General features: G+C 74.1%; 22 protein-coding genes. 16 read left to right on the top strand and 6 right to left on the bottom strand.

Translation table 11 applies throughout. The annotated features are described in order from the left end of the window. Positions 1–499: 499 nt before the first annotated feature. On the top strand, positions 500–1,027 hold the full coding sequence (gene tsaE / locus ACFC1F_RS20300) for a tRNA (adenosine(37)-N6)-threonylcarbamoyltransferase complex ATPase subunit type 1 TsaE (RefSeq protein WP_376160053.1): 528 nt from the start codon (positions 500–502) through the stop codon (positions 1,025–1,027). A 245-nt stretch (positions 1,028–1,272) separates the two neighbouring features. Continuing rightward, positions 1,273–1,491 carry a hypothetical protein gene (locus ACFC1F_RS20295; protein ID WP_376160051.1) on the top strand — a complete coding sequence of 73 codons (219 nt, stop codon included), beginning with the start codon at positions 1,273–1,275 and terminating at the stop codon, positions 1,489–1,491. Between the two features lie 92 nt (positions 1,492–1,583). Here ACFC1F_RS20295 and ACFC1F_RS20290 read toward each other — a convergent pair whose 3' ends face one another. Beyond that, a complete protein-coding gene (locus ACFC1F_RS20290; protein ID WP_376160058.1) occupies positions 1,584–2,156 on the bottom strand; it encodes a hypothetical protein in 573 nt (190 codons plus the stop codon). A gap of 371 nt (positions 2,157–2,527) precedes the next feature. On the opposite strand from ACFC1F_RS20290, the gene tsaB reads away from it, so the two are divergent. The 5 genes from tsaB to ACFC1F_RS20265 all read left to right on the top strand — a co-directional run bounded on the left by tsaB (position 2,528) and on the right by ACFC1F_RS20265 (position 6,082). Further along, complete coding sequence (gene tsaB, locus ACFC1F_RS20285; RefSeq protein ID WP_209414091.1) at positions 2,528–3,184, top strand: tRNA (adenosine(37)-N6)-threonylcarbamoyltransferase complex dimerization subunit type 1 TsaB; 657 nt, start codon at positions 2,528–2,530, stop codon at positions 3,182–3,184. A gap of 59 nt (positions 3,185–3,243) precedes the next feature. Then, positions 3,244–3,723 carry a ribosomal protein S18-alanine N-acetyltransferase gene (gene rimI, locus ACFC1F_RS20280; RefSeq protein WP_376160056.1) on the top strand — a complete coding sequence of 160 codons (480 nt, stop codon included), beginning with the start codon at positions 3,244–3,246 and terminating at the stop codon, positions 3,721–3,723. Further along, positions 3,716–4,804, top strand: a complete 1,089-nt coding sequence (gene tsaD, locus ACFC1F_RS20275; protein ID WP_376160049.1) for a tRNA (adenosine(37)-N6)-threonylcarbamoyltransferase complex transferase subunit TsaD — start codon at positions 3,716–3,718, stop codon at positions 4,802–4,804. Before rimI ends, tsaD begins: the two co-directional genes overlap by 8 nt. Further along, a complete protein-coding gene (locus ACFC1F_RS20270; protein ID WP_376160047.1) occupies positions 4,801–5,064 on the top strand; it encodes a hypothetical protein in 264 nt (87 codons plus the stop codon). Before tsaD ends, ACFC1F_RS20270 begins: the two co-directional genes overlap by 4 nt. 91 nt (positions 5,065–5,155) lie before the next feature. Further along, on the top strand, positions 5,156–6,082 hold the full coding sequence (locus tag ACFC1F_RS20265) for a polysaccharide deacetylase family protein (protein WP_376160045.1): 927 nt from the start codon (positions 5,156–5,158) through the stop codon (positions 6,080–6,082). Between the two features lie 44 nt (positions 6,083–6,126). On the opposite strand, the gene ACFC1F_RS20260 is transcribed toward ACFC1F_RS20265, so the two are convergent. Further along, entirely contained in the window at positions 6,127–7,323 is a 1,197-nt protein-coding gene (locus ACFC1F_RS20260; RefSeq protein ID WP_376160043.1) for a methyltransferase domain-containing protein, read from the bottom strand. After that, positions 7,320–7,634, bottom strand: a complete 315-nt coding sequence (locus tag ACFC1F_RS20255; RefSeq protein ID WP_376160041.1) for a hypothetical protein — start codon at positions 7,632–7,634, stop codon at positions 7,320–7,322. The genes ACFC1F_RS20260 and ACFC1F_RS20255 overlap by 4 nt, the downstream gene beginning before the upstream one ends. A 248-nt stretch (positions 7,635–7,882) precedes the next feature. Between ACFC1F_RS20255 and groES the strand changes: the two genes are divergently transcribed. From groES to ACFC1F_RS20240, 3 genes are all read left to right on the top strand, one after another. After that, on the top strand, positions 7,883–8,188 hold the full coding sequence (gene groES, locus ACFC1F_RS20250; protein ID WP_014136232.1) for a co-chaperone GroES: 306 nt from the start codon (positions 7,883–7,885) through the stop codon (positions 8,186–8,188). Between the two features lie 134 nt (positions 8,189–8,322). Continuing rightward, positions 8,323–9,951 carry a chaperonin GroEL gene (groL, locus tag ACFC1F_RS20245; RefSeq protein WP_209414095.1) on the top strand — a complete coding sequence of 543 codons (1,629 nt, stop codon included), beginning with the start codon at positions 8,323–8,325 and terminating at the stop codon, positions 9,949–9,951. A 132-nt stretch (positions 9,952–10,083) separates the two neighbouring features. Next, positions 10,084–11,091, top strand: a complete 1,008-nt coding sequence (locus tag ACFC1F_RS20240) for a LysR family transcriptional regulator (RefSeq protein ID WP_376160039.1) — start codon at positions 10,084–10,086, stop codon at positions 11,089–11,091. Between the two features lie 105 nt (positions 11,092–11,196). Here the strand turns inward: ACFC1F_RS20240 and ACFC1F_RS20235 are convergent, their stop codons facing one another. Beyond that, entirely contained in the window at positions 11,197–11,523 is a 327-nt protein-coding gene (locus ACFC1F_RS20235; RefSeq protein WP_148644417.1) for a WhiB family transcriptional regulator, read from the bottom strand. Positions 11,524–12,084: 561 nt separating this feature from the next. On the opposite strand from ACFC1F_RS20235, the gene ACFC1F_RS20230 reads away from it, so the two are divergent. From ACFC1F_RS20230 to ACFC1F_RS20215, 4 genes are all read left to right on the top strand, one after another. Next, positions 12,085–12,696, top strand: coding sequence for a response regulator transcription factor (locus tag ACFC1F_RS20230; protein WP_014136228.1), 612 nt, complete (start codon positions 12,085–12,087; stop codon positions 12,694–12,696). A 500-nt stretch (positions 12,697–13,196) separates the two neighbouring features. After that, positions 13,197–13,796 (top strand): RNA polymerase sigma factor ShbA, encoded by a 600-nt coding sequence (shbA, locus tag ACFC1F_RS20225; RefSeq protein WP_148644972.1) that lies wholly within the window; start codon positions 13,197–13,199, stop codon positions 13,794–13,796. Positions 13,797–14,056: 260 nt separating this feature from the next. Then, positions 14,057–15,559 (top strand): IMP dehydrogenase, encoded by a 1,503-nt coding sequence (guaB, locus tag ACFC1F_RS20220; protein ID WP_376160037.1) that lies wholly within the window; start codon positions 14,057–14,059, stop codon positions 15,557–15,559. Positions 15,560–15,721: 162 nt separating this feature from the next. Beyond that, complete coding sequence (locus ACFC1F_RS20215) at positions 15,722–16,849, top strand: GuaB3 family IMP dehydrogenase-related protein (protein ID WP_148644419.1); 1,128 nt, start codon at positions 15,722–15,724, stop codon at positions 16,847–16,849. 93 nt (positions 16,850–16,942) lie between these two features. On the opposite strand, the gene ACFC1F_RS20210 is transcribed toward ACFC1F_RS20215, so the two are convergent. After that, positions 16,943–17,506 (bottom strand): hypothetical protein, encoded by a 564-nt coding sequence (locus ACFC1F_RS20210; RefSeq protein ID WP_376160035.1) that lies wholly within the window; start codon positions 17,504–17,506, stop codon positions 16,943–16,945. A gap of 252 nt (positions 17,507–17,758) precedes the next feature. Between ACFC1F_RS20210 and ACFC1F_RS20205 the strand changes: the two genes are divergently transcribed. Beyond that, positions 17,759–19,768, top strand: coding sequence for a protein kinase (locus tag ACFC1F_RS20205; protein ID WP_376160033.1), 2,010 nt, complete (start codon positions 17,759–17,761; stop codon positions 19,766–19,768). A 15-nt stretch (positions 19,769–19,783) separates the two neighbouring features. On the opposite strand, the gene ACFC1F_RS20200 is transcribed toward ACFC1F_RS20205, so the two are convergent. Then, positions 19,784–20,338 (bottom strand): SHOCT domain-containing protein, encoded by a 555-nt coding sequence (locus ACFC1F_RS20200; RefSeq protein WP_376160031.1) that lies wholly within the window; start codon positions 20,336–20,338, stop codon positions 19,784–19,786. 57 nt (positions 20,339–20,395) lie between these two features. Between ACFC1F_RS20200 and ACFC1F_RS20195 the strand changes: the two genes are divergently transcribed. Further along, a complete protein-coding gene (locus ACFC1F_RS20195) occupies positions 20,396–21,490 on the top strand; it encodes a hypothetical protein (protein WP_376160029.1) in 1,095 nt (364 codons plus the stop codon). Positions 21,491–21,509 lie beyond the last annotated feature (19 nt).

Genomic DNA, 21,509 nt, shown 5'->3' with positions numbered 1-21,509 from the left:
CCCCGGCGCCCCGGGGGCGGGGGGGGGGGGGGGGGTGGGCTGGGGGGGGGGCGGTGGTTTGCTCTACCACCCCCCGCAGGGGCCGGGCGGCTCGGCGGGGTCCCGCCCCGGCCCCCCCGGCGTACGGGACGACCGCGGGGCGCCAGGTGCGGGCGGACGTTCTGGGCAGCGGCCGGGGCCTGGCCGCTGGTGGCCGTCGTTCCGCGGACGGCGAGGGCGGCGAGGGCGGCGAGGGCGGCGAGGGTGACGGGGGCGGGGGCGGTGGCGATGACGGAGGCCGAGGCCAGGGCGGCGACGGTGGAAGTCGCGAGACCGCGACGGACTTCATGGAGTGTGACTTCGCGCGGGGGTCTTGAACCGCCGGCCCCGGCCGCCAAGGCGGTGATACCGGTGCAGACCGGGCCCGGAGCGCGGGCGGGCGGGGATGTGGCACCGTAGCGGGGGCGCCCGGTGGTCGGCGCGCCGCCGTACGGAACGCACCGAAGGGCTTGATTCACGCATGGGCTCGCACGCCACCCTCACCGTCGCCACCCCCGAGCGGATGGGCCGGCTCGGCCGCGAGCTGGCCGCGCTGCTGCGGCCCGGGGACCTCGTCCTGCTCTCCGGCGAGCTGGGTGCGGGGAAGACCACGCTGACCAGGGGTCTGGGGGAGGGGCTCCAGGTGCGCGGGGCGGTCACGTCGCCGACCTTCGTGATCGCGCGGGTGCACCCGTCGCTGGTCGGCGGCCCGTCGCTGGTGCACGTGGACGCGTACCGGCTGGGCGGGGACCTCGACGAGATGGAGGACCTCGACCTGGACGTCTCGCTGCCGGAGTCGGTGGTGGTGGTCGAGTGGGGCGAGGGCAAGGTCGAGCGGCTGTCCGAGGACCGGCTGGAGGTCCGGATCGAGCGCACCCTCGGTGGCGCGGCGGACGAGGACGACGCGGACGAGGACGACCTGCACGACGACGACCTGGACCCGCGCCGGGTGGTGCTGACCGGGATCGGACCGCGTTGGGCCGGGGTGGAGCTGGCGAAGCTCGCCTGAGCCCGCGCCCGACCCGTCCGGCTCCGCCCGACCCGTCCGGCTCCGCCCGACCCGCCCGGCTCCGCCCGACCCGGCGGGCCCTCGCTTCTGCCCCCCGTCCCCCCGTCGCCGCCCCCGTCCCTCCTCGCCGCGCCCGGCCCCGTCGCCGACGGTTGCCGACAGGCTGTCGGCAAAGTGTTGCGGGCGGGGGACCGGGCGTGATGGGATAGGTGCTGCGGTTAGGTCTGCCTAACTAGGGAGGCGCCATGTCGAGCACCACCCCCGCCCCGGAGCGCGCGCCGCGCGGCACCGGGGCCGGAGAGCCCGCCCGCAGTGTCCAGGGCGCGCCGATGCGAGCCCTGCTGGCCGCGTGTGCGGCTGCGGAGGCGGTCTCCACCCCGCCGGAGCGCCGCGAGGGCGCCAGGGCGGCAGGGGTGCCGGACGAGCCTGCCGGGCCGGCGGCCCGAACCCCGCGCGCGGCCTGAAGCCGCCGCCTGCGCCCATCCCGCCTGCGTCCCTCCTACCTGCGCCCCTTCCGTGGGTGCCCCGCGGGGCACCCCGCAGGGCGCCGGGCGGGTCAGGCGATCACGACCACCTTGGTGCCGTTCGGCGCGAAGTCCCAGAGCAGCTGGCTGTCGGGACGGCTGCTGCGGATGCCACCGGTCTTGGTCTTCGGGTCGGCGGTCGGCGTGGCGCCGTCCACGGCCGCGCTGAAGCCGAACACCACGCCGTTCTGCTGGGCGAAGCGCACCACGTGCTCGATCTGGCGGCCGTCGGTGCCGGTGCTGGTGGGGGTCCGGCTGTAGACCGGGTAGCTGCCGGGGACCGGCTCCACCGAGCCCGGCGTGACCGCGAACTCGGCCACCACCTGCGGGTTCTTCTTGGGGTCGACCAGCCAGACGTGGTGACTGCCGACCGAGTAGACGACCCGCAGGCCGGTGCCCGAGACGGTGGGCAGCGCGGGCGAGGTCGGGGTGGCCGAGGCGGTGGGGGTGGCCGAGGCGGCCGGTCCGTTCGACGACGCGGACGCGGTGGTGCTGGGGCGGGCGCCGCCCGCGCGGTCCTGCGCGCCGTTGGCCTGGAAGGCCAGCAGGCTCACCACCGCGAGGGCCCCCAGGGTCAACCCCGTGACCACCACTCCAGGACCCATCTTCGCCACGTGTGCTCCCACCGCCGTCCCAAAACCCGTCGGCCCCATCGTGCCAGGTCCGTCCGCCGGGACCCGCACCCCGTAGGACGTGTGTTCCGGATCCGGACACCTTCTCGATCGGGCGGGGCGGAACCGGGAACGTAGACGGAGCAGGGCAGGTCGGAAACCCGGGCCGGAAGCCAAGGCGGAACCGGGAACGTAGGCGGGGCAGGGCAGGTCGGAAACCGGGCCGGAAACCGGGCCGGAAACCGGGGCCGGGAGCCGGACGGCACTCGGGCGGGACCCTGCCGGGACCCGGACGGCACCCGGGCCGTGGCGGGCGGGGCAAGACCGGCGGCCGTCCCCCGCCCCGGCCGGTCTAACCTTGACCCGTGCTGCTGCTCGCGTTCGACACCGCTACCCCCGCCGTCACCGCCGCCGTCCACGACGGCACGGCGGTCCTCGCCGAGACCGACCAGGTCGACGCCAGGCGTCACGGTGAACTCCTCCTGCCCGCCATCGACCGGGTGCTCCGGACGGCAGGCGTCGACAAGCACCGGCTGACCGGCATCGCGGTGGGCGTCGGCCCGGGCCCGTACACCGGGCTGCGGGTCGGCCTGGTCACCGCCGCCGCGCTCGGCCACGCGCTCGGCATCCCGGTGCACGGCGTCTGCACCCTGGACGCGATCGCCCACCAGGCCCGCGCCGAGGGCCTGGCCGGCGAGCCGTTCACGGTGGCCACCGACGCGCGCCGCAAGGAGGTCTACTGGGCCTCGTACGACGCCGACGGCCGCCGCACCGAGGGCCCCGCGGTGGACCGCCCGGCCGAGCTGACGCCGCATCCGCGCGCGGTCGGCGCCGGCGCCCTGCTCTACCCGGACGCCTTCCCGGGCGCGCACGGGCCCGAGCACGTCTCGGCCGGCGCGCTGGCCGGCTTCGCCGCCGCCGAGCTGGCCGCGGGCCGAGAGCTGCTGCCCAACGTGCCGCTCTACCTGCGCCGCCCGGACGCCCAGGTCCCGGCCGGCTACAAGGCGGTGCTCCCGGCGTGACCGGTCCGAGCAGCGCGACCCGCCCCGCCGGCGCGGCCGCCACCGCCACCCTGCGCCCGATGCGCTGGTGGGACATCGCCCCGGTGATGGAGCTGGAACTGGAGCTCTTCCCGGAGGACGCCTGGTCCACCGGGATGTACTGGTCCGAGCTGGCCGAGGCCCACCCCGGTGGCACCCGCCACTACACCGTCGCCACCACCGCCGACGGCGCGATCGTCGGCTACGCCGGGCTGATGGTGGTGGCCGGCGAGGGCGACGTGCAGACCATCGCCGTCGACCACCGCCACCAGGGCACCGGCCTCGGCGCGGCACTGCTGGCCGACCTCGTCCGGGAGGCCGCCCGGCGCGGCTGCACGGAACTGCTGCTGGAGGTGCGGGTCGACAATCCGCGCGCCCAGCGGCTGTACGAGCGGTTCGGCTTCGAGCCGGTCGGCATCCGTCGCGGTTACTACCAGCCGGCCAACGTCGACGCGCTGGTCATGTGCCTCCACCACCCAAGCACCGAACCGAAGGACCTGAAGGAAACCCGCCATGGCTGACGAACCGCTCGTCCTCGGCATCGAGACCTCCTGCGACGAGACCGGTGTCGGCATCGTGCGCGGCACCACGCTGCTCGCCGACGCGGTCGCCTCCAGCGTCAACGACCACGCCCGGTTCGGCGGTGTGGTGCCCGAGATCGCCAGCCGCGCGCACCTGGAGGCGATGGTCCCGACCATCCAGCGCGCCCTGGACACCGCCGGCGTCAAGGCGAGCGACCTGGACGGCATCGCCGTCACCGCCGGCCCCGGCCTGGCCGGCGCGCTGCTGGTCGGCGTCAGCGCCGCCAAGGCCTACGCCTGGGCGCTGGACAAGCCGCTGTACGGGGTCAACCACCTCGCCTCGCACATCTGCGTGGACCAGCTGGAGCACGGCCGGCTGCCCTCGCCCACGATGGCCCTGCTGGTCTCCGGCGGCCACTCCTCGCTGCTGCTCAGCGAGGACATCACCAGCGACGTCCGCCCGCTCGGCGCGACCATCGACGACGCGGCCGGCGAGGCCTTCGACAAGGTGGCCCGGGTGCTCGGCCTGGGCTTCCCCGGCGGCCCGGTGGTCGACCGCACCGCCCGCGAGGGCGACCCGAAGGCGATCGCCTTCCCGCGCGGCCTGAGCGGCCCGAAGGACCCGGAGTACGACTTCTCGTTCTCCGGCCTGAAGACCGCCGTCGCCCGCTGGGTGGAGGCCAGGCGCCGGGCCGGTGAGGAGGTGCCCGTCGCGGACGTGGCGGCGTCCTTCCAGGAGGCGGTCACCGACGTGCTGACCCGCAAGGCGGTCAAGGCCTGCCGGGAGAACGGCGTCGACCACCTGATGATCGGTGGCGGGGTGGCGGCCAACTCTCGGCTGCGCGAGATGGCCCAGCAGCGCTGCGACAAGGCCGGTATCCGGCTGCGGGTGCCGCGTCCGGGCCTGTGCACCGACAACGGTGCGATGGTCGCCGCGCTCGGCGCCGAGATGGTCTGGCGCGACCGCGCGCCGTCCTCCTTCGACCTCTCGGCCGACTCCTCGCTGCCCGTCACCGAGGTCCACGTCCCCCACACCGACTTCCACGGCCAGGCCTACCAGGCGCTGGGCGGGGAGAAGTGACCACCACCGCCGCCATGTGGGAGGCCCGGGCCGCCGACGGGCGCGGCGCGGAGCTGGCCGAGTGGGTGCGGGAGACCGCGCTGCCCGCGCTGCGCGGCTCGGCCGGCCTGGTCCGCACCGAGCTGTTCGGTGCGCCGGGCGACCGCGTACTGCTCGTCACCTGGTGGACGGGGGAGCCGGTGCCGGTGGCAGAGCCGCCCGCCGGGCTGGTCGGCCGCCCGGTGCACCGCTGGTCCTTCGTCAGCCAGCATGTGGAGTAGCCGCTCGTAAGCCTGTCCGGGAACCGAACACCCGGCCGCTACCGTGCACATAGCTGAGAGACGGCTGGACGGGACCGGGGAGCGCGGCGCGGTGAAGAGGTACGGGCGGGGCAGGGCGAGGACGTACGCGGTGGGGGCGCTGGCCCTGCTGGCCGCCGCCACGGGATGCGGCAGCGGCGGCAGCGGCGGGTCCGGCAAGGCGGCCATGGTCGCCACCACGCCCGCCGCGGCGCAGTCCTCCGGCGCCGCCTCCGGGACGCCCGCCGGCCGGACCCCGGGCGCCACCACGCCCGCCGCGGCGCCGGCCGCCGGGGACGCCGCGGCCTGGGCGAAGTGGAACCTCAAGCCGCTGCCGCCCGCCCCCGCGCCGCCCGCCGACAAGCCGGTGAAGCTCCAACGGACGGGCCCGGTACCGGTGTTCAGCGACGTGAAGACCGCCGACAAGGTCGTCTTCGTCACCATCGACGACGGCGCCGAGAAGGACCCGAAGTTCGTCGAGATGCTGACCGACCTCAAGGTGCCGGTCTCGATGTTCCTGACCCGCGACATCGTCAAGGACAACTACGGCTACTTCAAGCCGCTCCAGGCGCTCGGCAACCACGTCCAGAACCACACCGTGGACCACCCGGTGATGAGCAAGATCCCGGCGGAGAAGCAGAAGTCCGAGATCTGTGACGCCCAGTCCGCGCTCACCCAGCAGTACGGCACCGCGCCGCTGCTGTTCCGCCCGCCGTTCGGGGACGGCGCCAACACGCCGACCCTGAACACCTCCGTGCAGCAGTGCGGCCCGCGGGCCATCGTGCTCTGGCGCGAGTCGATGCAGATCCACGACATGCAGTACCAGGCGGCGGACCAGAAGCTGAAGTCCGGCGACATCATCCTGGCGCACTTCCGCGGCCCGAAGGAGCTCAAGGGCGCGACGATGACGCAGATGTTCGGCGAGCTCCTGGCCCGGATCCAGGAGCAGGGCTTCGCAGTGGCCCGGCTGGAGGACTACATCCAGGCCCCGACCGCCTAGGCTCCCGACCTCCCAGGCCCCCGTCCGCCTGGGTCTCCGACCGCCTACGGCGCCTGGACCGGCCGGCCGAGCATCATCAGCGGGCCGTGGTCGGTGCGGCTGAGGATCACCGTGACGGAGTTCGGGCCGCTCGGCTTCAGCTGGCGGCGCAGCTCCTCCGGGGTGATCGCCATCCCGCGCTTCTTGATCACCACCGTGCCGACCCCCCGCTCGCGCAGCAGCGCCTTCAGCTTCTTGATGTGGAACGGCAGCACGTCGGTGAGCTCGAAGGCGTGCGCGTACGGGGTGGCGACCAGCTCGTCCGAGGTGACGTAGGCGATCTTCGGGTCGATCAGCCGGCCCTTCACCTGCCCGGCCACCTCGGCGACCAGGTGGGCGCGGATCACCGCACCGTCCGGCTCGTACAGGTAGCGGCCGACCGGGCCGGCCGGCGGGTCGGGCAGGTCGCCGCCGACGAGTGAGGCGCCCTGCGGCAGCAGGGTGGCGCGGTGCGGGCGCCGGGCCCCGGTGCCGAACCAGAGCACCGCCTCCTTGACGTCGCCGTGGTCGGAGACCCACTCGGCCTCGGCGTCCGCCGGGACGGCCTCGTGCGGGATGCCGGGGGCCACCTTCAGCGCGCCGACCCGGGTGCGCCGGCCCGCCTCGACCGCCCAGGAGAGCGGCGGGGCGTACGCCTCGGGGTCGAACACCCGGCCGCGCGCGGTGCGGCGGGCAGGGTCGGTGAAGACCGCGTCGAAGCCGGTGACGTCGACGTCGGCGACGTCCGCGCAGCGCACCTCGACCAGGTCGGACAGGCCCAGTGCGGCGGCGTTGGCGGCGGTGGCGGCACAGGCCGCCGGGTCCCGGTCGACCGCGAGCACCTCGATCCCGGCCCGGGCCAGCGCGAGCACGTCCCCGCCGATCCCGCAGCAGAGGTCGGCGAGCCGGCGCACGCCCAGCCCGGCGAAGCGCTGCGCCCGCCACTCGGCGACGCTGCGCCGGGTGGACTGCTCGACCCCGTTGGGCGTGAAGTACATCAGGTCGGCGTCCTCGCCGAACTTGGCCCGCGCCCGCTGCCGCAGCCGGGCCTGGCCGAACGCCGCCGACACCAGCTCCGCGGGGTGCTCCCGCCGCAGCCGGGTGGCCAGCGCCAGCTCCTCCTCGGGGGCGAACTCGCGCAGTTCGGCGAGCAGGGCCTGGCCCTGGGGGGTCAGCAGGGGCTGCAGGTTCTCGGTCTCCACAGGGCCATTCTCGCCGGTCACAGACCGGGCAGGCCCAGGCAGAGCCAGAGCGTGGGCAGGAAGGGTGCCAGGACGGCGGCGACCGGCAGGAGCTCGTACCCGGCCCGCCGGCTGCGGAGCATCACCGGCAGCGGGACGGCGACGCAGGCGGCCGCCGCGGTGAACAGGCCCACGGTGAGGACGACGTCGTGTCCGCCGTGCACGGCCGCGGCGACGGCGAGCGTCAGCAGGAGGACCCCGACCGGGACGGCCGCGAGGAGCAGGAGGGCCACGAGCGCGAGCAGGGCGTCCCGCGGCCGGGACGGTCCGATGCGGACCGGGGTGTTGGCCATGGCGCAAGTCTGGCCCGGGGAGGTCCGTCGCACATGAGTACGGATACTCATCGCGCCGCCCGAAACGCACGGGCGCGCCGTTGGCACTCTGGTTGACTGAGTGCTAACCGCGGCCTATGGTCGTCCTTGGCACTCTCCACCAGGAGAGTGCTAACGCGAAGAAGCGTGTCTGACCCCCGCGACGGCAGATCCGCAGGTTCGCCACTACCCGTTAGACAACCCCGTAATCTCCGAAGGGGAGCTCGGACGTGACCACCAGCAGCAAGGTTGCCATCAAGCCGCTCGAGGACCGCATCGTGGTCCAGCCGCTCGACGCCGAGACCACCACGGCCTCCGGCCTGGTTATCCCGGACACCGCCAAGGAGAAGCCCCAGGAGGGCGTCGTCCTGGCCGTCGGCCCGGGCCGCTTCGAGGACGGCCAGCGTCTGCCGCTCGACGTCGCCGTCGGTGACATCGTCCTGTACTCGAAGTACGGCGGCACCGAGGTGAAGTACCAGGGCGAGGAGTACCTCGTCCTCTCGGCGCGCGACGTTCTCGCCATCATCGAGAAGTAAGCAGCACCGAGAAGTATCAGTCGTTCCAGCCCGCCCCGGATCCGTGTCCCAGTGACAGGGGCCCGGGGCGTGGTTGTTGGTTCACGTAGTCCGGCGGCCGGCGTGCCGTCCGCAGCCCCGAGGGAATAGGGAACATGGCGAAGATCCTGCAGTTCGACGAGGACGCCCGCCGCTCGCTGGAGCGCGGTGTCAACAAGCTGGCCGACACCGTCAAGGTGACCATCGGCCCCAAGGGCCGCAACGTCGTCATCGACAAGAAGTTCGGCGCGCCGACCATCACCAACGACGGTGTCACCATCGCGCGTGAGGTCGAGCTGGACGACCCGTACGAGAACCTTGGCGCGCAGCTCGTCAAGGAGGTCGCCACCAAGACCAACGACGTCGCGGGTGACGGCACCACCACCGCCACCGTGCTGGCCCAGGCCCTGGTCAACGAGGGTCTGCGCAACGTCGCCGCCGGCGCCGGCCCGGCCGCCCTGAAGAAGGGCATCGACAAGGCCGTCGCCGCGGTCTCCGAGCACCTGCTGTCCATCGCCCGCGAGATCGAGGGCAAGGACGACGTCGCCGCCGTCGCGTCCCTCTCCGCGCAGGACACCCAGGTCGGCGAGCTGATCGCCGAGGCGATCGACAAGGTCGGCAAGGACGGTGTCATCACCGTCGAGGAGTCCAACACCTTCGGCGTGGAGCTGGACTTCACCGAGGGCATGCAGTTCGACAAGGGCTACCTCTCGCCGTACTTCGTCACCGACGCCGAGCGTCAGGAGGCGGTCCTGGAGGACCCGTACATCCTGATCAACCAGGGCAAGATCTCCTCCATCCAGGAGCTGCTGCCGCTGCTGGAGAAGATCCTGCAGGGCGGTGCCTCGAAGCCGCTGCTGATCATCGCCGAGGACGTCGACGGCGAGGCGCTGTCCACCCTCGTGGTGAACAAGATCCGCGGCACCTTCAACGCGGTCGCCGTCAAGGCCCCGGGCTTCGGTGACCGCCGCAAGGCGATCCTCGGCGACCTGGCCACCCTGACCGGTGCCACCGTCATCTCCGAGGAGGTCGGCCTCAAGCTCGACCAGGCCGGTCTGGACGTGCTGGGCACCGCCCGCCGCGTGACGATCACCAAGGACGAGACCACCGTCGTCGACGGTGCCGGTGACGCCGAGGCCGTGGCCGGCCGTGTCGCCCAGATCAAGGGCGAGATCGCCAACACGGACTCCGACTGGGACCGCGAGAAGCTGCAGGAGCGCCTGGCCAAGCTGGCCGGCGGCGTCTGCGTCATCAAGGTCGGCGCCGCCACCGAGGTGGAGCTGAAGGAGCGCAAGCACCGCCTGGAGGACGCCATCTCGGCGACCCGTGCCGCGGTCGAGGAGGGCATCGTCGCCGGTGGTGGCGCCTCCCTCGTCCACGCCGCCAAGGTGCTGGAGGGCGGCCTGGGCCTGTCGGGTGACGAGGCGACCGGTGTCGCGGTCGTCCGCAAGGCGCTGGCCGAGCCGCTGCGCTGGATCGCCCAGAACGCCGGCCTGGAGGGCTACGTCATCACCCACAAGGTCGCCGAGCTGGAGGCCGGTCACGGCTTCAACGCGGCCACCGGTGAGTACGGCGACCTGCTGAAGGCCGGCGTCATCGACCCGGTCAAGGTGACCCGTTCCGCGCTGGAGAACGCCGCCTCGATCGCCTCCCTGCTGCTCACCACCGAGACCCTCGTGGTGGAGAAGAAGGAAGAGGAGGCCGACAACGGCCACTCGCACGGCGGTCACGGCCACTCCCACTGACGCCTGATCAGTGACCGGAGGCCCGGTCCCTGCTCCTCCGGGAGCCGGGCCGGGCCTCCGGCGTTGGGCGTGTTCAGCGTTCAACTATCAGGAGAATTTTGCATATGGCAAAGCTTGGCTTATAACTAAGGCATGATCGAGGCCCGCCACCTGCGCGTCCTGCGTGCCGTCGCCCGCACCGGCTCCTTCTCCGCCGCCGCCCGCGAGCTGGGCTGTACGCAGCCCGCCATCAGCCAGCAGATGAAGGCCCTGGAGAAGTCCGTGGACACGCCGCTGGTGGTCCGCTCCGGGCGCGGCATGCAGCTGAGCGAGGCCGGGCGGGTGCTGCTCAAGCATGCCACCGGAATCCTGGCCGGGCTCTCCGCCGCGGAGGAGGAGGTCGCGGCGATCGCCGGACTGCGGGCCGGGCGGGTGCGGCTGGTCTCCTTCCCGACCGCCAGCTCCACCCTGGTGCCGCCGGCCGTCGCCCGGCTGCGGGACGGCCATCCGGGGGTCCGCGTGTCGCTGGTCGAGGCGGAGCCGCCGGAGTCGCTGGCGATGCTGCGCGGCGGCGAGTGCGAGGTGGCGCTGGCCTTCCGCTACCCGCAGGCCCCCGGCGGCGCCCCGGCGCCGGCTGCCCTCCCCGCGCACGGCACGCCGCGCGAGGCGCGGGCCGAGGCCAACCTGGAGGCCCAGCAGCTCAGTGCGGGGACCGACTGGTCCGACCTGGTGGTCACCCCGCTGCTGGACGACCCGCTGGTCGGACTGCTGCCCGCCGCGCACCCGCTGGCCGGGCGGGGCGACGGGCCGGTGGAGCTGGCCGAGCTGGCCGGGGAGCAGTGGATCGCCGGCTGCCCGCAGTGCCGGGGGCACCTGGTGGAGCTCTGTGCGGGGGCGGGCTTCGAGCCCCGGATCGACTTCGCGACCGACGACTACCCGGCGGTGGTCGGCCTGGTGGCGGCCGGGCTCGGGGTTGCGGTGCTGCCGGGGCTGGCGCTGGAGTCGGTGCGCCCTGACGGCGTGTCGGCGGTGCCGGTGCGGACCGCCTCGGGGGCGCCCGCGGTGCGGCAGGTGGTCGCCCTGACCCTGCCGGACCTCGCCGAGGTGCCGGCCGTGGCGCTGATGCTGGAGCGGCTGGCGGGCGCGGCCGCCGGGCGCTGACCCCGGCTCATGCGGCCGTACGCGTCTCCCGGCGCGGAGCGGCCGCCCGGGCGGCGTGAAGCGCCGCGAAGAAACGTTTCTCCACGGCGCGTCGCGGGCGAGCGTCTAGCGCTGCAGCCCCGTCGGCGCGGCCAGCGGCACCTCCACCAGACGGTTGCGCGAGCGTCCCATCATCTCCTCGCGCTCGTCCTCGGTCAGGCCTCCCCAGACGCCGTACGGCTCCCGGACCGCCAGCGCGTGCGCCGCGCACTCGGTGCGTACCGGGCAGCGCATGCAGACCTCCTTGGCGCTGGCCTCGCGCGAACTGCGTGCGGCGCCGCGCTCGCCCTCGGGGTGGAAGAAGAGCGAGCTGTCCACGCCGCGGCAGGCCGCGGAGAGCTGCCAGTCCCAGAGATCGGCGTTGGGGCCGGGGAGGCGGGAGAAATCTGCCATGGCTCATTCCCTTCAGAGGCTCGTCGGCCACGGGCCGGTCACCGGCGGGCTCGGGCGGTGCGGCACGGCGAGGCTTCGATGCGCTGGTGTGGACACCTGGAAATATGACTTACGGCAACTCCATGGACAAGTCACCCACAGAGTGGCACAACAGTCAATGACCATACAAAAGCTATAAAAACGGGCAAAGTGGGCATGGACTTCGGCGGGCGCGGCCGTGGCAATCGGGTGGCCGACGGGCGCACGGCACCGGGCACCGGTGTGCGGGTCGTACGCCGACCGCGCGCGAGCTGCACAAAAGTGCGGCGTGTGCACCGCGATGCGGCTGATCGGTAACGGGTTGGCCACGTACAGTGGTGGAGATGGCCCTGAAAGCCGTAACTCATTCGAGTGACGGTCGTTGGAAGTGCGGAGGCGGTTAGCGGGCGCCGGACGTCGGGAACGATCGCGGGGAAGTTCAGGCGATCGGCACGTAGTCCGTCGCCAATCGGCCGTGTCGGAGAGATTCGTACCAGCCAGGAGGCTCAACGTGACGCGGATCAGCTGCGGAGGACGACGGTCATGACTTCCGTTCTCGTTTGCGACGATTCCCCGCTCGCCCGCGAGGCGCTTCGCCGCGCGGTCGCGACCGTACCCGGTGTCGACCGGGTCACCACCGCGACGAACGGGGAGGAGGTCCTCCGCCGCTGGGTGGCCGACCGCTCCGATCTCGTTCTGATGGACGTCCGGATGCCCGGCCTCGGCGGGGTCGAGACGGTGCGGCGGCTGCTGTCCGCCGACCCGGGTGCGCGGATCATCATGCTCACCGTCGCCGAGGACCTCGACGGCGTCGCCCTCGCGGTGGCAGCCGGCGCCCGCGGGTACCTGCACAAGGACGCCTCGCGCGCCGAGCTGCGGGCCACCGTCACCCAGGCCCTCGCCGACCCGACCTGGCGGCTCGCCCCGCGCCGGCTGCGCAGCCCCGACATGGGTGCCGCGCCGACGCTGACGGCGCGTGAGATCCAGGTGCTGGAGGGCATGAGCCACGGCCGCAGCAACGCCGAGATCGGCCGTGAGCTGTTCCTCTCCGAGGACACCGTGAAGACCCACGCCCGGCGGCTGTTCAAGAAGCTCGGCGCCTCGGACCGCGCGCACGCGGTGGCCCTGGGCTTCCGCTGGGGCCTGGTCCGCTGACCACGGGCGGCGCCGCCGGGCGCGGCGCGCTGCTGGAGGTTCCTCCCGCCGGGGCGTGTGACGTTACGGTCCCGAGGTTGCACCATGGAGTAGTGGAGCACCTCGGGGACCAGCGGACAGGCGCTGCGGCGGACCACGCGGCCGCAGGACACTCGGCGGACGGCGCGACGGACGGGACCGCCGACGGCGGCGGGGCGGGAGGCACGGTGCAGGAGGGGCCGGTGGTGCGCGGCGGCGCGGTGCCCGGTGCCGCACCGCATAACGTTCCGGTGCACAACTCCGGACGCGGTGCCGCGTTTTCCCGTTCGACCAGGCACCATGGACCGATGCGTGACGACGTTGCCGGTGCTGCCGGCGAGGCGGACCCGGTGGAGGCCGAGCCCTCCGGCCCGGGCGGCGCTCCGTCGTACGCGGATTCCGGCGACGGCGAGCCGGGCCACGGGACCGACCACGGCGCCGGCGAGGACGTGACCGTCGGCGGGGCGGGTGTCGGGAGCGGGATCGGCCGGGCGCCGGTCCTCGGTACCGGCGGCTCCCCCCTGGTCGGTGAGCTGGTCGCGGCGGCCGTCCGCGGCGAGGGTCCGGCGATCGACGCGCTGCTCGCCTACGTCCACCCGCTGGCACTGCGCTACTGCCGCGGCCGGCTGGTGCGGCTGCCCGGCGGGGCCCGTCACCACGTGGACGACGTCGCCCAGGAGGTCTGCGTGGCGGTGCTCTGCGCGCTGCCCCGCTACCGGGACCAGGGCCGGCCGTTCGAGGCCTTCGTCTACGGCATCGCGGCCCACAAGATCGCCGACCTCCAGCGGGCCGCGATGCGCGGGCCCGGCTCGACCGTCGTCCCGCAGGACGACCTGCCGGAGGTGCCGGACGAGGCGCTCGGCCCGGAGGAGCGGGCGCTGCTCAGCAGCGACGCGGCCTGGGCCAAGGAGCTGCTCTCCAACCTGCCGGCCCGTCAGCGCGAGCTGGTGCTGCTGCGGGTGGCCGCCGGGCTGTCGGCGGAGGAGACCGGCGAGGTGCTCGGAATGTCGCCCGGCGCCGTCCGGGTCGCCCAGCACCGGGCGCTCAGCCGGCTGAGGGCGCTCGCGGAGGAGTCCTCCTGAATCCGGCGCCCGGCCGGCTCGTCGGAATGGTCCACGGGCGCCGGGTGTTGTCAAGGGCACACGAGTTCACATTCGCGGTGCCAGTACCATGGGGTATCGGCGCCTGGGCGGGTTGCCAAAGTTTCGCGGGTGCGAGCGGGGTTCCCCTGGAGGTTCCTCCGAAGACACCGAGCTTTCGGCGGCCTGAGCGAGTGAGCGATGACAGCGCCCCCACCCTCAGGGCGCGAGCGGAATAGGCCGGCCACGGAAGGTACCCCCAAATGTCCTACAACGCCGCAGGCGTACCCGAGAAGTTCGCGATGCTCGGGCTCACGTACGACGACGTGCTGCTGCTGCCCGGGGCCTCCGAGGTGCTGCCGAACCAGGTCGACACCTCCTCGCGGGTCTCCCGGAACGTGCGCGTCAACATCCCGCTGCTCTCCGCGGCGATGGACAAGGTCACCGAGGCGCGGATGGCGATCGCGATGGCCCGCCAGGGCGGCGTCGGCGTGCTGCACCGCAACCTGTCCGTCGAGGACCAGGCCAACCAGGTCGACCTGGTGAAGCGCTCCGAGTCCGGCATGGTCACCGACCCGATCACCGTCGGCCCGGAGACCACCCTGGCCGAGGCCGACGCGCTCTGCGCCAAGTTCCGCATCAGCGGCGTGCCGATCGCGGACGAGGCGGGCAAGCTGCTCGGCATCGTCACCAACCGCGACATGGCCTTCGAGTCGGACCGCAGCCGCCAGGTCCGCGAGATCATGACCCCGATGCCGCTGATCACCGGCAAGGTCGGCATCTCCGGCGAGGACGCGATCGCCCTGCTCCGCCGCCACAAGATCGAGAAGCTCCCGCTGGTCGACGACGAGGGCCGGATCAAGGGCCTCATCACCGTCAAGGACTTCGTCAAGGCCGAGAAGTACCCGAACGCCGCCAAGGACGCCGAGGGCCGTCTGCTGGTCGGTGCCGCCGTGGGCGCCAGCGCCGAGGCGTTCGACCGGGCCCAGGCCCTGGTCGAGGCGGGCGTCGACTTCCTGGTCGTGGACACCTCGCACGGCCACAGCCACAACGCCCTGGCCTGGATCGCCAAGATCAAGGCCGCCGTCGGCGTCGACGTGGTCGGCGGCAACGTCGCCACCCGCGACGGCGCCCAGGCGCTGATCGACGCCGGCGTGGACGGCGTCAAGGTCGGCGTCGGCCCCGGCTCGATCTGCACCACCCGCGTGGTCGCCGGCATCGGCGTCCCGCAGGTCACCGCGATCTACGAGGCCGCGCTCGCCTGCCAGGCGGCCGGCGTGCCGGTCATCGGCGACGGTGGCCTGCAGTACTCGGGCGACATCGGCAAGGCGCTCGCCGCCGGTGCCGACACCGTGATGCTGGGCTCGCTGCTGGCCGGCTGCGAGGAGTCGCCCGGTGAGCTGCTGTTCATCAACGGCAAGCAGTTCAAGTCCTACCGCGGCATGGGTTCGCTGGGTGCGATGCAGTCGCGCGGGCAGGCGAAGTCCTTCTCCAAGGACCGGTACTTCCAGGGCGAGGTCACGTCGGACGAGAAGCTGATCGCCGAGGGCATCGAAGGCCAGGTCCCCTACCGCGGCCCGCTCTCCGCGGTGCTGTACCAGCTGGTCGGCGGTCTGCGGCAGACCATGGGCTACGTCGGCGCGGCCACCGTGGCCGAGATGGAGAGCAAGGGCCGGTTCGTCCGGATCACCTCGGCGGGCCTCAAGGAGAGCCACCCGCACGACATCCAGATGACCGTCGAGGCGCCGAACTACACGAGCCGCTGACGCGCTGAACGCCGAGGGGCCCGTCGCTTCCGCAGCGACGGGCCCCTTCCGCGTGTCCGGGGGGCGGGCCGTCGCGGCGCGCCGACGGGCCGGTGCGGGATACTGGGGGCGGCCGGGGTGACCCGGCGGGCATGAGCAACAAACCAGAAGGGCTCGAACGAAGTGACTGAGATCGAGATCGGGCGAGGCAAGCGCGGCCGCCGGGCGTACGCATTCGACGACATCGCCGTCGTCCCCAGCCGGCGTACGCGTGACCCGAAGGAGGTCTCGATCGCCTGGCAGATCGACGCCTACCGTTTCGAGCTGCCGTTCCTGGCCGCCCCCATGGACAGCGTGGTCTCCCCGCAGCAGGCGATCACGATCGGCCGCCTCGGCGGCCTGGGCGTGCTCAACCTGGAGGGCCTCTGGACCCGCTACGAGGACCCGCAGCCGCTGCTGGACGAGATCGCCGCGCTGGAGGACGAGGCCGCCGCGACCCGCCGCCTGCAGGAGATCTACGCCGCCCCGATCCGGGCCGAGCTGATCAAGCAGCGGATCCAGGAGGTCCGCGACTCCGGTGTGGTCACCGCCGCCGCGCTCTCCCCGCAGCGCACCGCCGAGTTCTCCAAGGCCGTCGTGGACGCCGGCGTCGACGTCTTCGTCATCCGCGGCACCACCGTCTCCGCCGAGCACGTCTCCGGCGCCGCCGAGCCGCTCAACCTCAAGCAGTTCATCTACGAGCTGGACGTCCCGGTCATCGTCGGCGGCTGCGCCACCTACACCGCCGCGCTGCACCTGATGCGCACCGGCGCGGCCGGTGTCCTGGTCGGCTTCGGCGGCGGCGCCGCCCACACCACCCGCAACGTCCTCGGCATCCAGGTGCCGATGGCCACCGCCGTCGCCGACGTGGCCGCCGCCCGCCGCGACTACATGGACGAGTCCGGCGGCCGCTACGTGCACGTGATCGCGGACGGCGGCGTCGGCTACAGCGGCGACATCCCGAAGGCCGTCGCCTGCGGCGCCGACGCGGTGATGATCGGTGCCGCACTGGCCCGTGCCACCGACGCGCCGGGCCGGGGCTTCCACTGGGGCATGGAGGCCGTGCACGAGGAGCTGCCGCGCGGCAAGCGGGTGGACCTCGGCACCGTCGGCACCACCGAGGAGATCCTCACCGGCCCGTCGCACACCCCCGACGGCACCATGAACCTGTTCGGCGCGCTGCGCCGCGCGATGGCCACCACCGGCTACACGGAGCTCAAGGAGTTCCAGCGGGTCGAGGTCACGGTTAACCCGGCGCTCAACCACCGCTGAGCAGCCGTGCAGTGACGGAACGGGGCCCCGCCGGACGCGATCCGGCGGGGCCCCGTCGCGTCCGGGCCGGCCCCGGCCGGGGCCGGGGCCGCGCTAGCTCGGGGTGGCCGTCCGCCGGGTGAGCAGGAAGCCGCCGATCACGGCGATGCCGTAGAAGACGAGGTCCAGCGGGTGCCGGTCGGCGCGCCAGAGCCGTAGGGCGTCGCCGAGCAGTTCGCCGTACGGGGTGCCCGTCAGGTGGTGCAGGCGCAGCGTCCGGCCGAGCAGCTGGCCGAGGAAGAGCGCGCCGGCCGCCAGCAGCGCGCCGAGCGGCGGCAGCACGTGGCTGCGGCCGCCGAGCCGGCCGAGCGGCCAGGCGACTGCGGCGGCCAGGGCGATGGCGAGCCAGCCGATGCCGCCCTCGACCCGGGCCACGGCGGCGCCGTAGGCGAGCGCGCCGGCCAGCATCGCGGCGACGGCGGCCACGACGGCCGGACCGGTCCGCCGTCGGCGCGAGGGCGCGTCGGCGGGCGCGGGCCGGTAGCCGGTCACCGGGGCGCCGGGCATGCCGGGGGCGACGTAGCCCTCGGGGATCTCCGGTTCGGGCGCGACGGAGAAGTGCTGGGCGGTTCGCGGACGTCCCGACTGGCCGTCAGCGCCGGGTGCGGGTGCGGTCATGGGCGTCGAATCCCCCCGGAAAGACTGTGAGCGGCCGAACGTTAGCAGCGCCCCGGGCCGGTCGGACAGCGTTTTCGATCACAGATCGGGCACGGAGCGCCGAGTTCGGCCGGGCCCGGACACGCGTGGCCGGGGGCCGGGTGGTCGCGGGCCCCCGGGACAGGGGATGATGGAGGCTTGGCGTTCGGGCCCGGCGTCGGGCCGACGCGCTGTCACCTCGACCGGCCAGCACCACATGGGGGAACGTTCCGAATGACCGAGGCGCAGGGTTCCACCGGCCGCCTTCTGGCCGGACGCTACCGGCTGGACGCGGTGCTCGGACGCGGCGGCATGGGCACCGTCTGGCGAGCCCATGACGAGATGCTGGGCCGGATCGTCGCGGTCAAGGAACTGCGGATGCACGGCAGCGTCGACGAGGACGAGAAGCACCGGCTGATCGTCCGCACGCTGCGCGAGGCCAAGGCGACGGCCCGGATCCGGCACAACTCGGCGGTCACCGTCTTCGACGTGGTCGAGGAGGACGACCGGCCGTGGATCGTCATGGAGCTGGTCGAGTCCCGCTCGCTGGCGGACGTGATCAAGGAGGACGGGCCGCTCGCGCCCGCCCGGGCCGCCGAGATCGCGCTCGACGTGCTGGGCGTGCTGGTCGCCGCGCACGCGCTCGGCATCCTGCACCGCGACGTGAAGCCGTCCAACGTGCTGATCGGCGAGGACGGCCGGGTCGTGCTCACCGACTTCGGCATCGCCAGCGTGGAGGGGGACGCCTCGGTGACCTCCACCGGGATGCTGGTCGGCGCGCCCTCGTACATATCCCCGGAGCGGGCCCGCGGGCAGAAGCCCGGTCCGCCGGCCGACCTCTGGTCGCTGGGCGGCACGCTGTACGCGATGGTCGAGGGCCGGCCGCCGTACGACCGGGGCTCGGCGCTGGCCACCCTGACGGCGGTGATGACCGAGGAGCTCGGCGCGCCGCTGAACGCCGGGCCGCTGCGGCCGGTGATCGAGGGGCTGCTGGAGAAGGACCCGGTCGAGCGGCTGGACGCCTCGCAGACCCGGTCGATGCTGAAGCGGGTGGTGGCCGAGGCCACCGCGCGGGCGGAGTCGACCACCGAGCACGCGATGCCGGTGAAGCCGGCGGCGCAGGACAAGGGCGCGGCGGAGACCGGGGACGGGGCCGCCGTGGCGGCGGAGAAGCCGGCCGCCGCGAAGCCCGCCGTGAAGCGGCCGGTCGGCGGGCTGCTCGGTACCGTCCGGGTCGGCAGCCGGGCCAAGGACGCCGAGGCCGCCGGGGAGGCCCGGGAAACCGGCGCCACCGCGGCCAGTGACGAGAAGGGCGGCGCCGGGACTGCGGAGAAGCCCGCGGCCGGCGCGCCGGCGACCGAGCCGATCCGGCCGGTCACCAGCGAGTGGACCCTGGGCGCGACCCAGGCGGCCGGGGCCGACCCGCGCACGGGCCGGCGGCGGCTGGCCGTGGTCACCGTGGTGCTGGTCCTGGTGCTGATCGCCGGGGTGGTCGCGGTGCTCCAGGCCGTCGGCGGCTCGGACGACCGGTCGACCAAGGGCGCGGGTGGCACCGCCCCGGCGGTGGCGGTCACCACGTCCCCGACGGACAAGCCGACCTCGGCGACATCGCCCTCGTCGGCCACCTCGCCCACGTCCGCCTCGTCGGCCGCCACGGCGCCGGCGGGCGGCCCGGCGAGTCAGGCGGCGTCCGGCACCCCGGCGGCGTCCACCGGGGCGCCGGCCCCGGTGCAGACCTCCGCCGCACCGGGCACCCCGTCGGCCGTCCCGCCGTCCCCCACCGCACCGGCCGGCCCGGCCGTGCCCGCCGGCCACCACGAGTACAAGGACCCGTCCGGCTTCTCGGTCGTGCTGCCGGACTGGCTCCAGCCGGCCGGCTCGGAGGCGACCCGCCGGACGTTCAAGGGCAACGGCAGCACCCTGAAGATCGAATGGACCACCACCCCCGGCGCGAGCGCCGTCGCCGACTGGCAGGAGTCCGAGCCCGGGCTGCGCGGCCAGGTCTCCAACTACCAGCGGGTCCAGCTCCAGACCGTCGCCTACCGCGAGTGGACCAACGCCGCCGACTGGGAGTGGACCAACGGCAACCCCCGGATGCACTCGCTCAACCGGGGTTTCGTCACCGGCACGCCCGCCAAGTACGGCTACGCGATCTACTGGACCACCCCGGACGCGGACTGGAACGCGCCGGCGAACACCCAGGCCCGCCAGGTCGCCTTCGACTCCTTCCAGCCCGCGCCGTAGCCGCTCGCGGCCGGCTCAGCCGATCAGGCGCTGCTTGGCGCGGCTGAACTCCTCGGCGGTGAGCGCCCCGGCGGTGTGGAGGGCGGCGAGGCGCTCCAGCTGGTCCAGCAGCTCGGCGCCGGAGGCGGCGGGTGCGGCGGGTGCCGCGGGTGCCGCGGCCGGCGTGGCGGGCAGCTCCTGTGCGGCGGTCCGGGCCAGCCGGGCGGCGGCCTTGAGCTGCTCGGCGAACACCTCGGCCTTGACCACGTCCTCGAACCGGTGCGAGCCGGTCAGGGCGACCACCAGCAGCACCTCGCCGTTGAGCCGGGACCTGCTGACGGTCGCGTCGGTCACCGCGGAGAGCGGAACCGGGACGGGCGGCTTCCCGTCCTTCAGGAAGAGCAGCCGGTGCGTGGTGAGGACCAGTACGCCCTTGCGGAAATGGTCGGGGTGGCGCCCCGCGGTGGAGGCGACCGGCCTCTCGTCGGGCGCCACGTTCGCCTCCACGGTGCGCAGGGCCGCGGCCCGGGTGTCACTGTTGCTGTTGCCGGCCACGTCGAAGGCCGCGTCGATCAGATCGGTCCAGTCCATGTGATCGAGCGTAGACCGGCGGCCAACTAGGCTGGGGCGCGAGCGAGAGGAACACGCATGCGAGCGGGTCCGGTTCAGGTGCTGGCGGGGCGTTACCGGCTGACGGACCGTCCGGAGGAGCTGCGCGCCTTCGCGGTGGACGAGGTGACCGGGGGCGCGGTCCTGCTGCGCGGCCTGGAGCTGCCGGCGGTGCTGACGGGCGGTCACGATCCGGACGAGGTGGTGCCGGAGCAGGGCGAGCGGCTGGTCCGCCGGGTGGCGGCGGCCGGTTCGACGGCGCCCACGCACCCCAGGCTGCTGCAGGGGGCCGGGGCGTTCGTCGAGGGCGAGCTGCTCTGGACGGTCGAGGAGCGGCCGGCCGGGGTGTCGCTGGCCGACCTGCTCGCGGCCGGGCCGGTTCCGCCGTACCGGGCGGCCGAGTTGGCGGCCGACCTGGCCGGCGCGCTGCGGGCGCTGCACGAGGCGGGGCTCGCGCACGGCAATGTGACCGCCGAGTCGGTGCTGGTCTGCGAGGACGGCGCGGCGCTGCTGGGCGGTCTGCTGCCGGGGGTGGCCGAGGAGGCGCTGGCCGAGGAGCTGGGCGGGCCCGGCGGGCGCCGCCGCTACGACGTGCGGGCCACGCTGGTCGGCCCGGTGGCGGAGCGCTGGCCGCTGGACGGCGGCCCGGCGGGCGACTGCTGGGCGCTGGGCGTGCTGGTGCAGCGGCTGGTGACCGGCCGTTCGCCGTTCCCGGACCGCGGCGTGCCGGAGCTGGTCACGGCGGTGCGGGACGGCCGGCGGGAGCCGTCGTCGGTGTGCGGGCCGGTGGCGCCGGTGGTGGAGCGGCTGCTCCAGCCCGACCCGACGCTGCGGCCGACCGCGGTGGGCGTCCGGCAGGAGCTGGCGGACCTGCTGGCGGGTGCGCCGGAGCCGGCCGACGAGGAGCGGGCGGCGCGGGCCCTCGCGCTGCGGCCGGACGGCCCGCTGGTGCCGTTGACGCCGCGGCGGCGCGGCCGGGGCGGGCCGCCCGTGGAGCCGGTGGCGGCGGAGGCGGGTCCGGAGCCGGGCCGGCGGCCGTTGATACCGCCGGCGCTGCTCGGACCGGTACTGGTGGGCGGGGTCTTCCTGCTGCTGTTGCTCGGGGTGGCGGCCGTCGTCGTGTTCGCGGGCTGATGTTCGCAGGCTGACGGTG

This window comes from Kitasatospora sp. NPDC056181, assembly GCF_042266225.1.
Lineage (GTDB): Bacteria > Actinomycetota > Actinomycetes > Streptomycetales > Streptomycetaceae > Kitasatospora.
The sequence above is the reverse complement of the archived record's forward strand: the minus strand, read 5'-3'. Positions and strand labels throughout refer to the sequence as shown.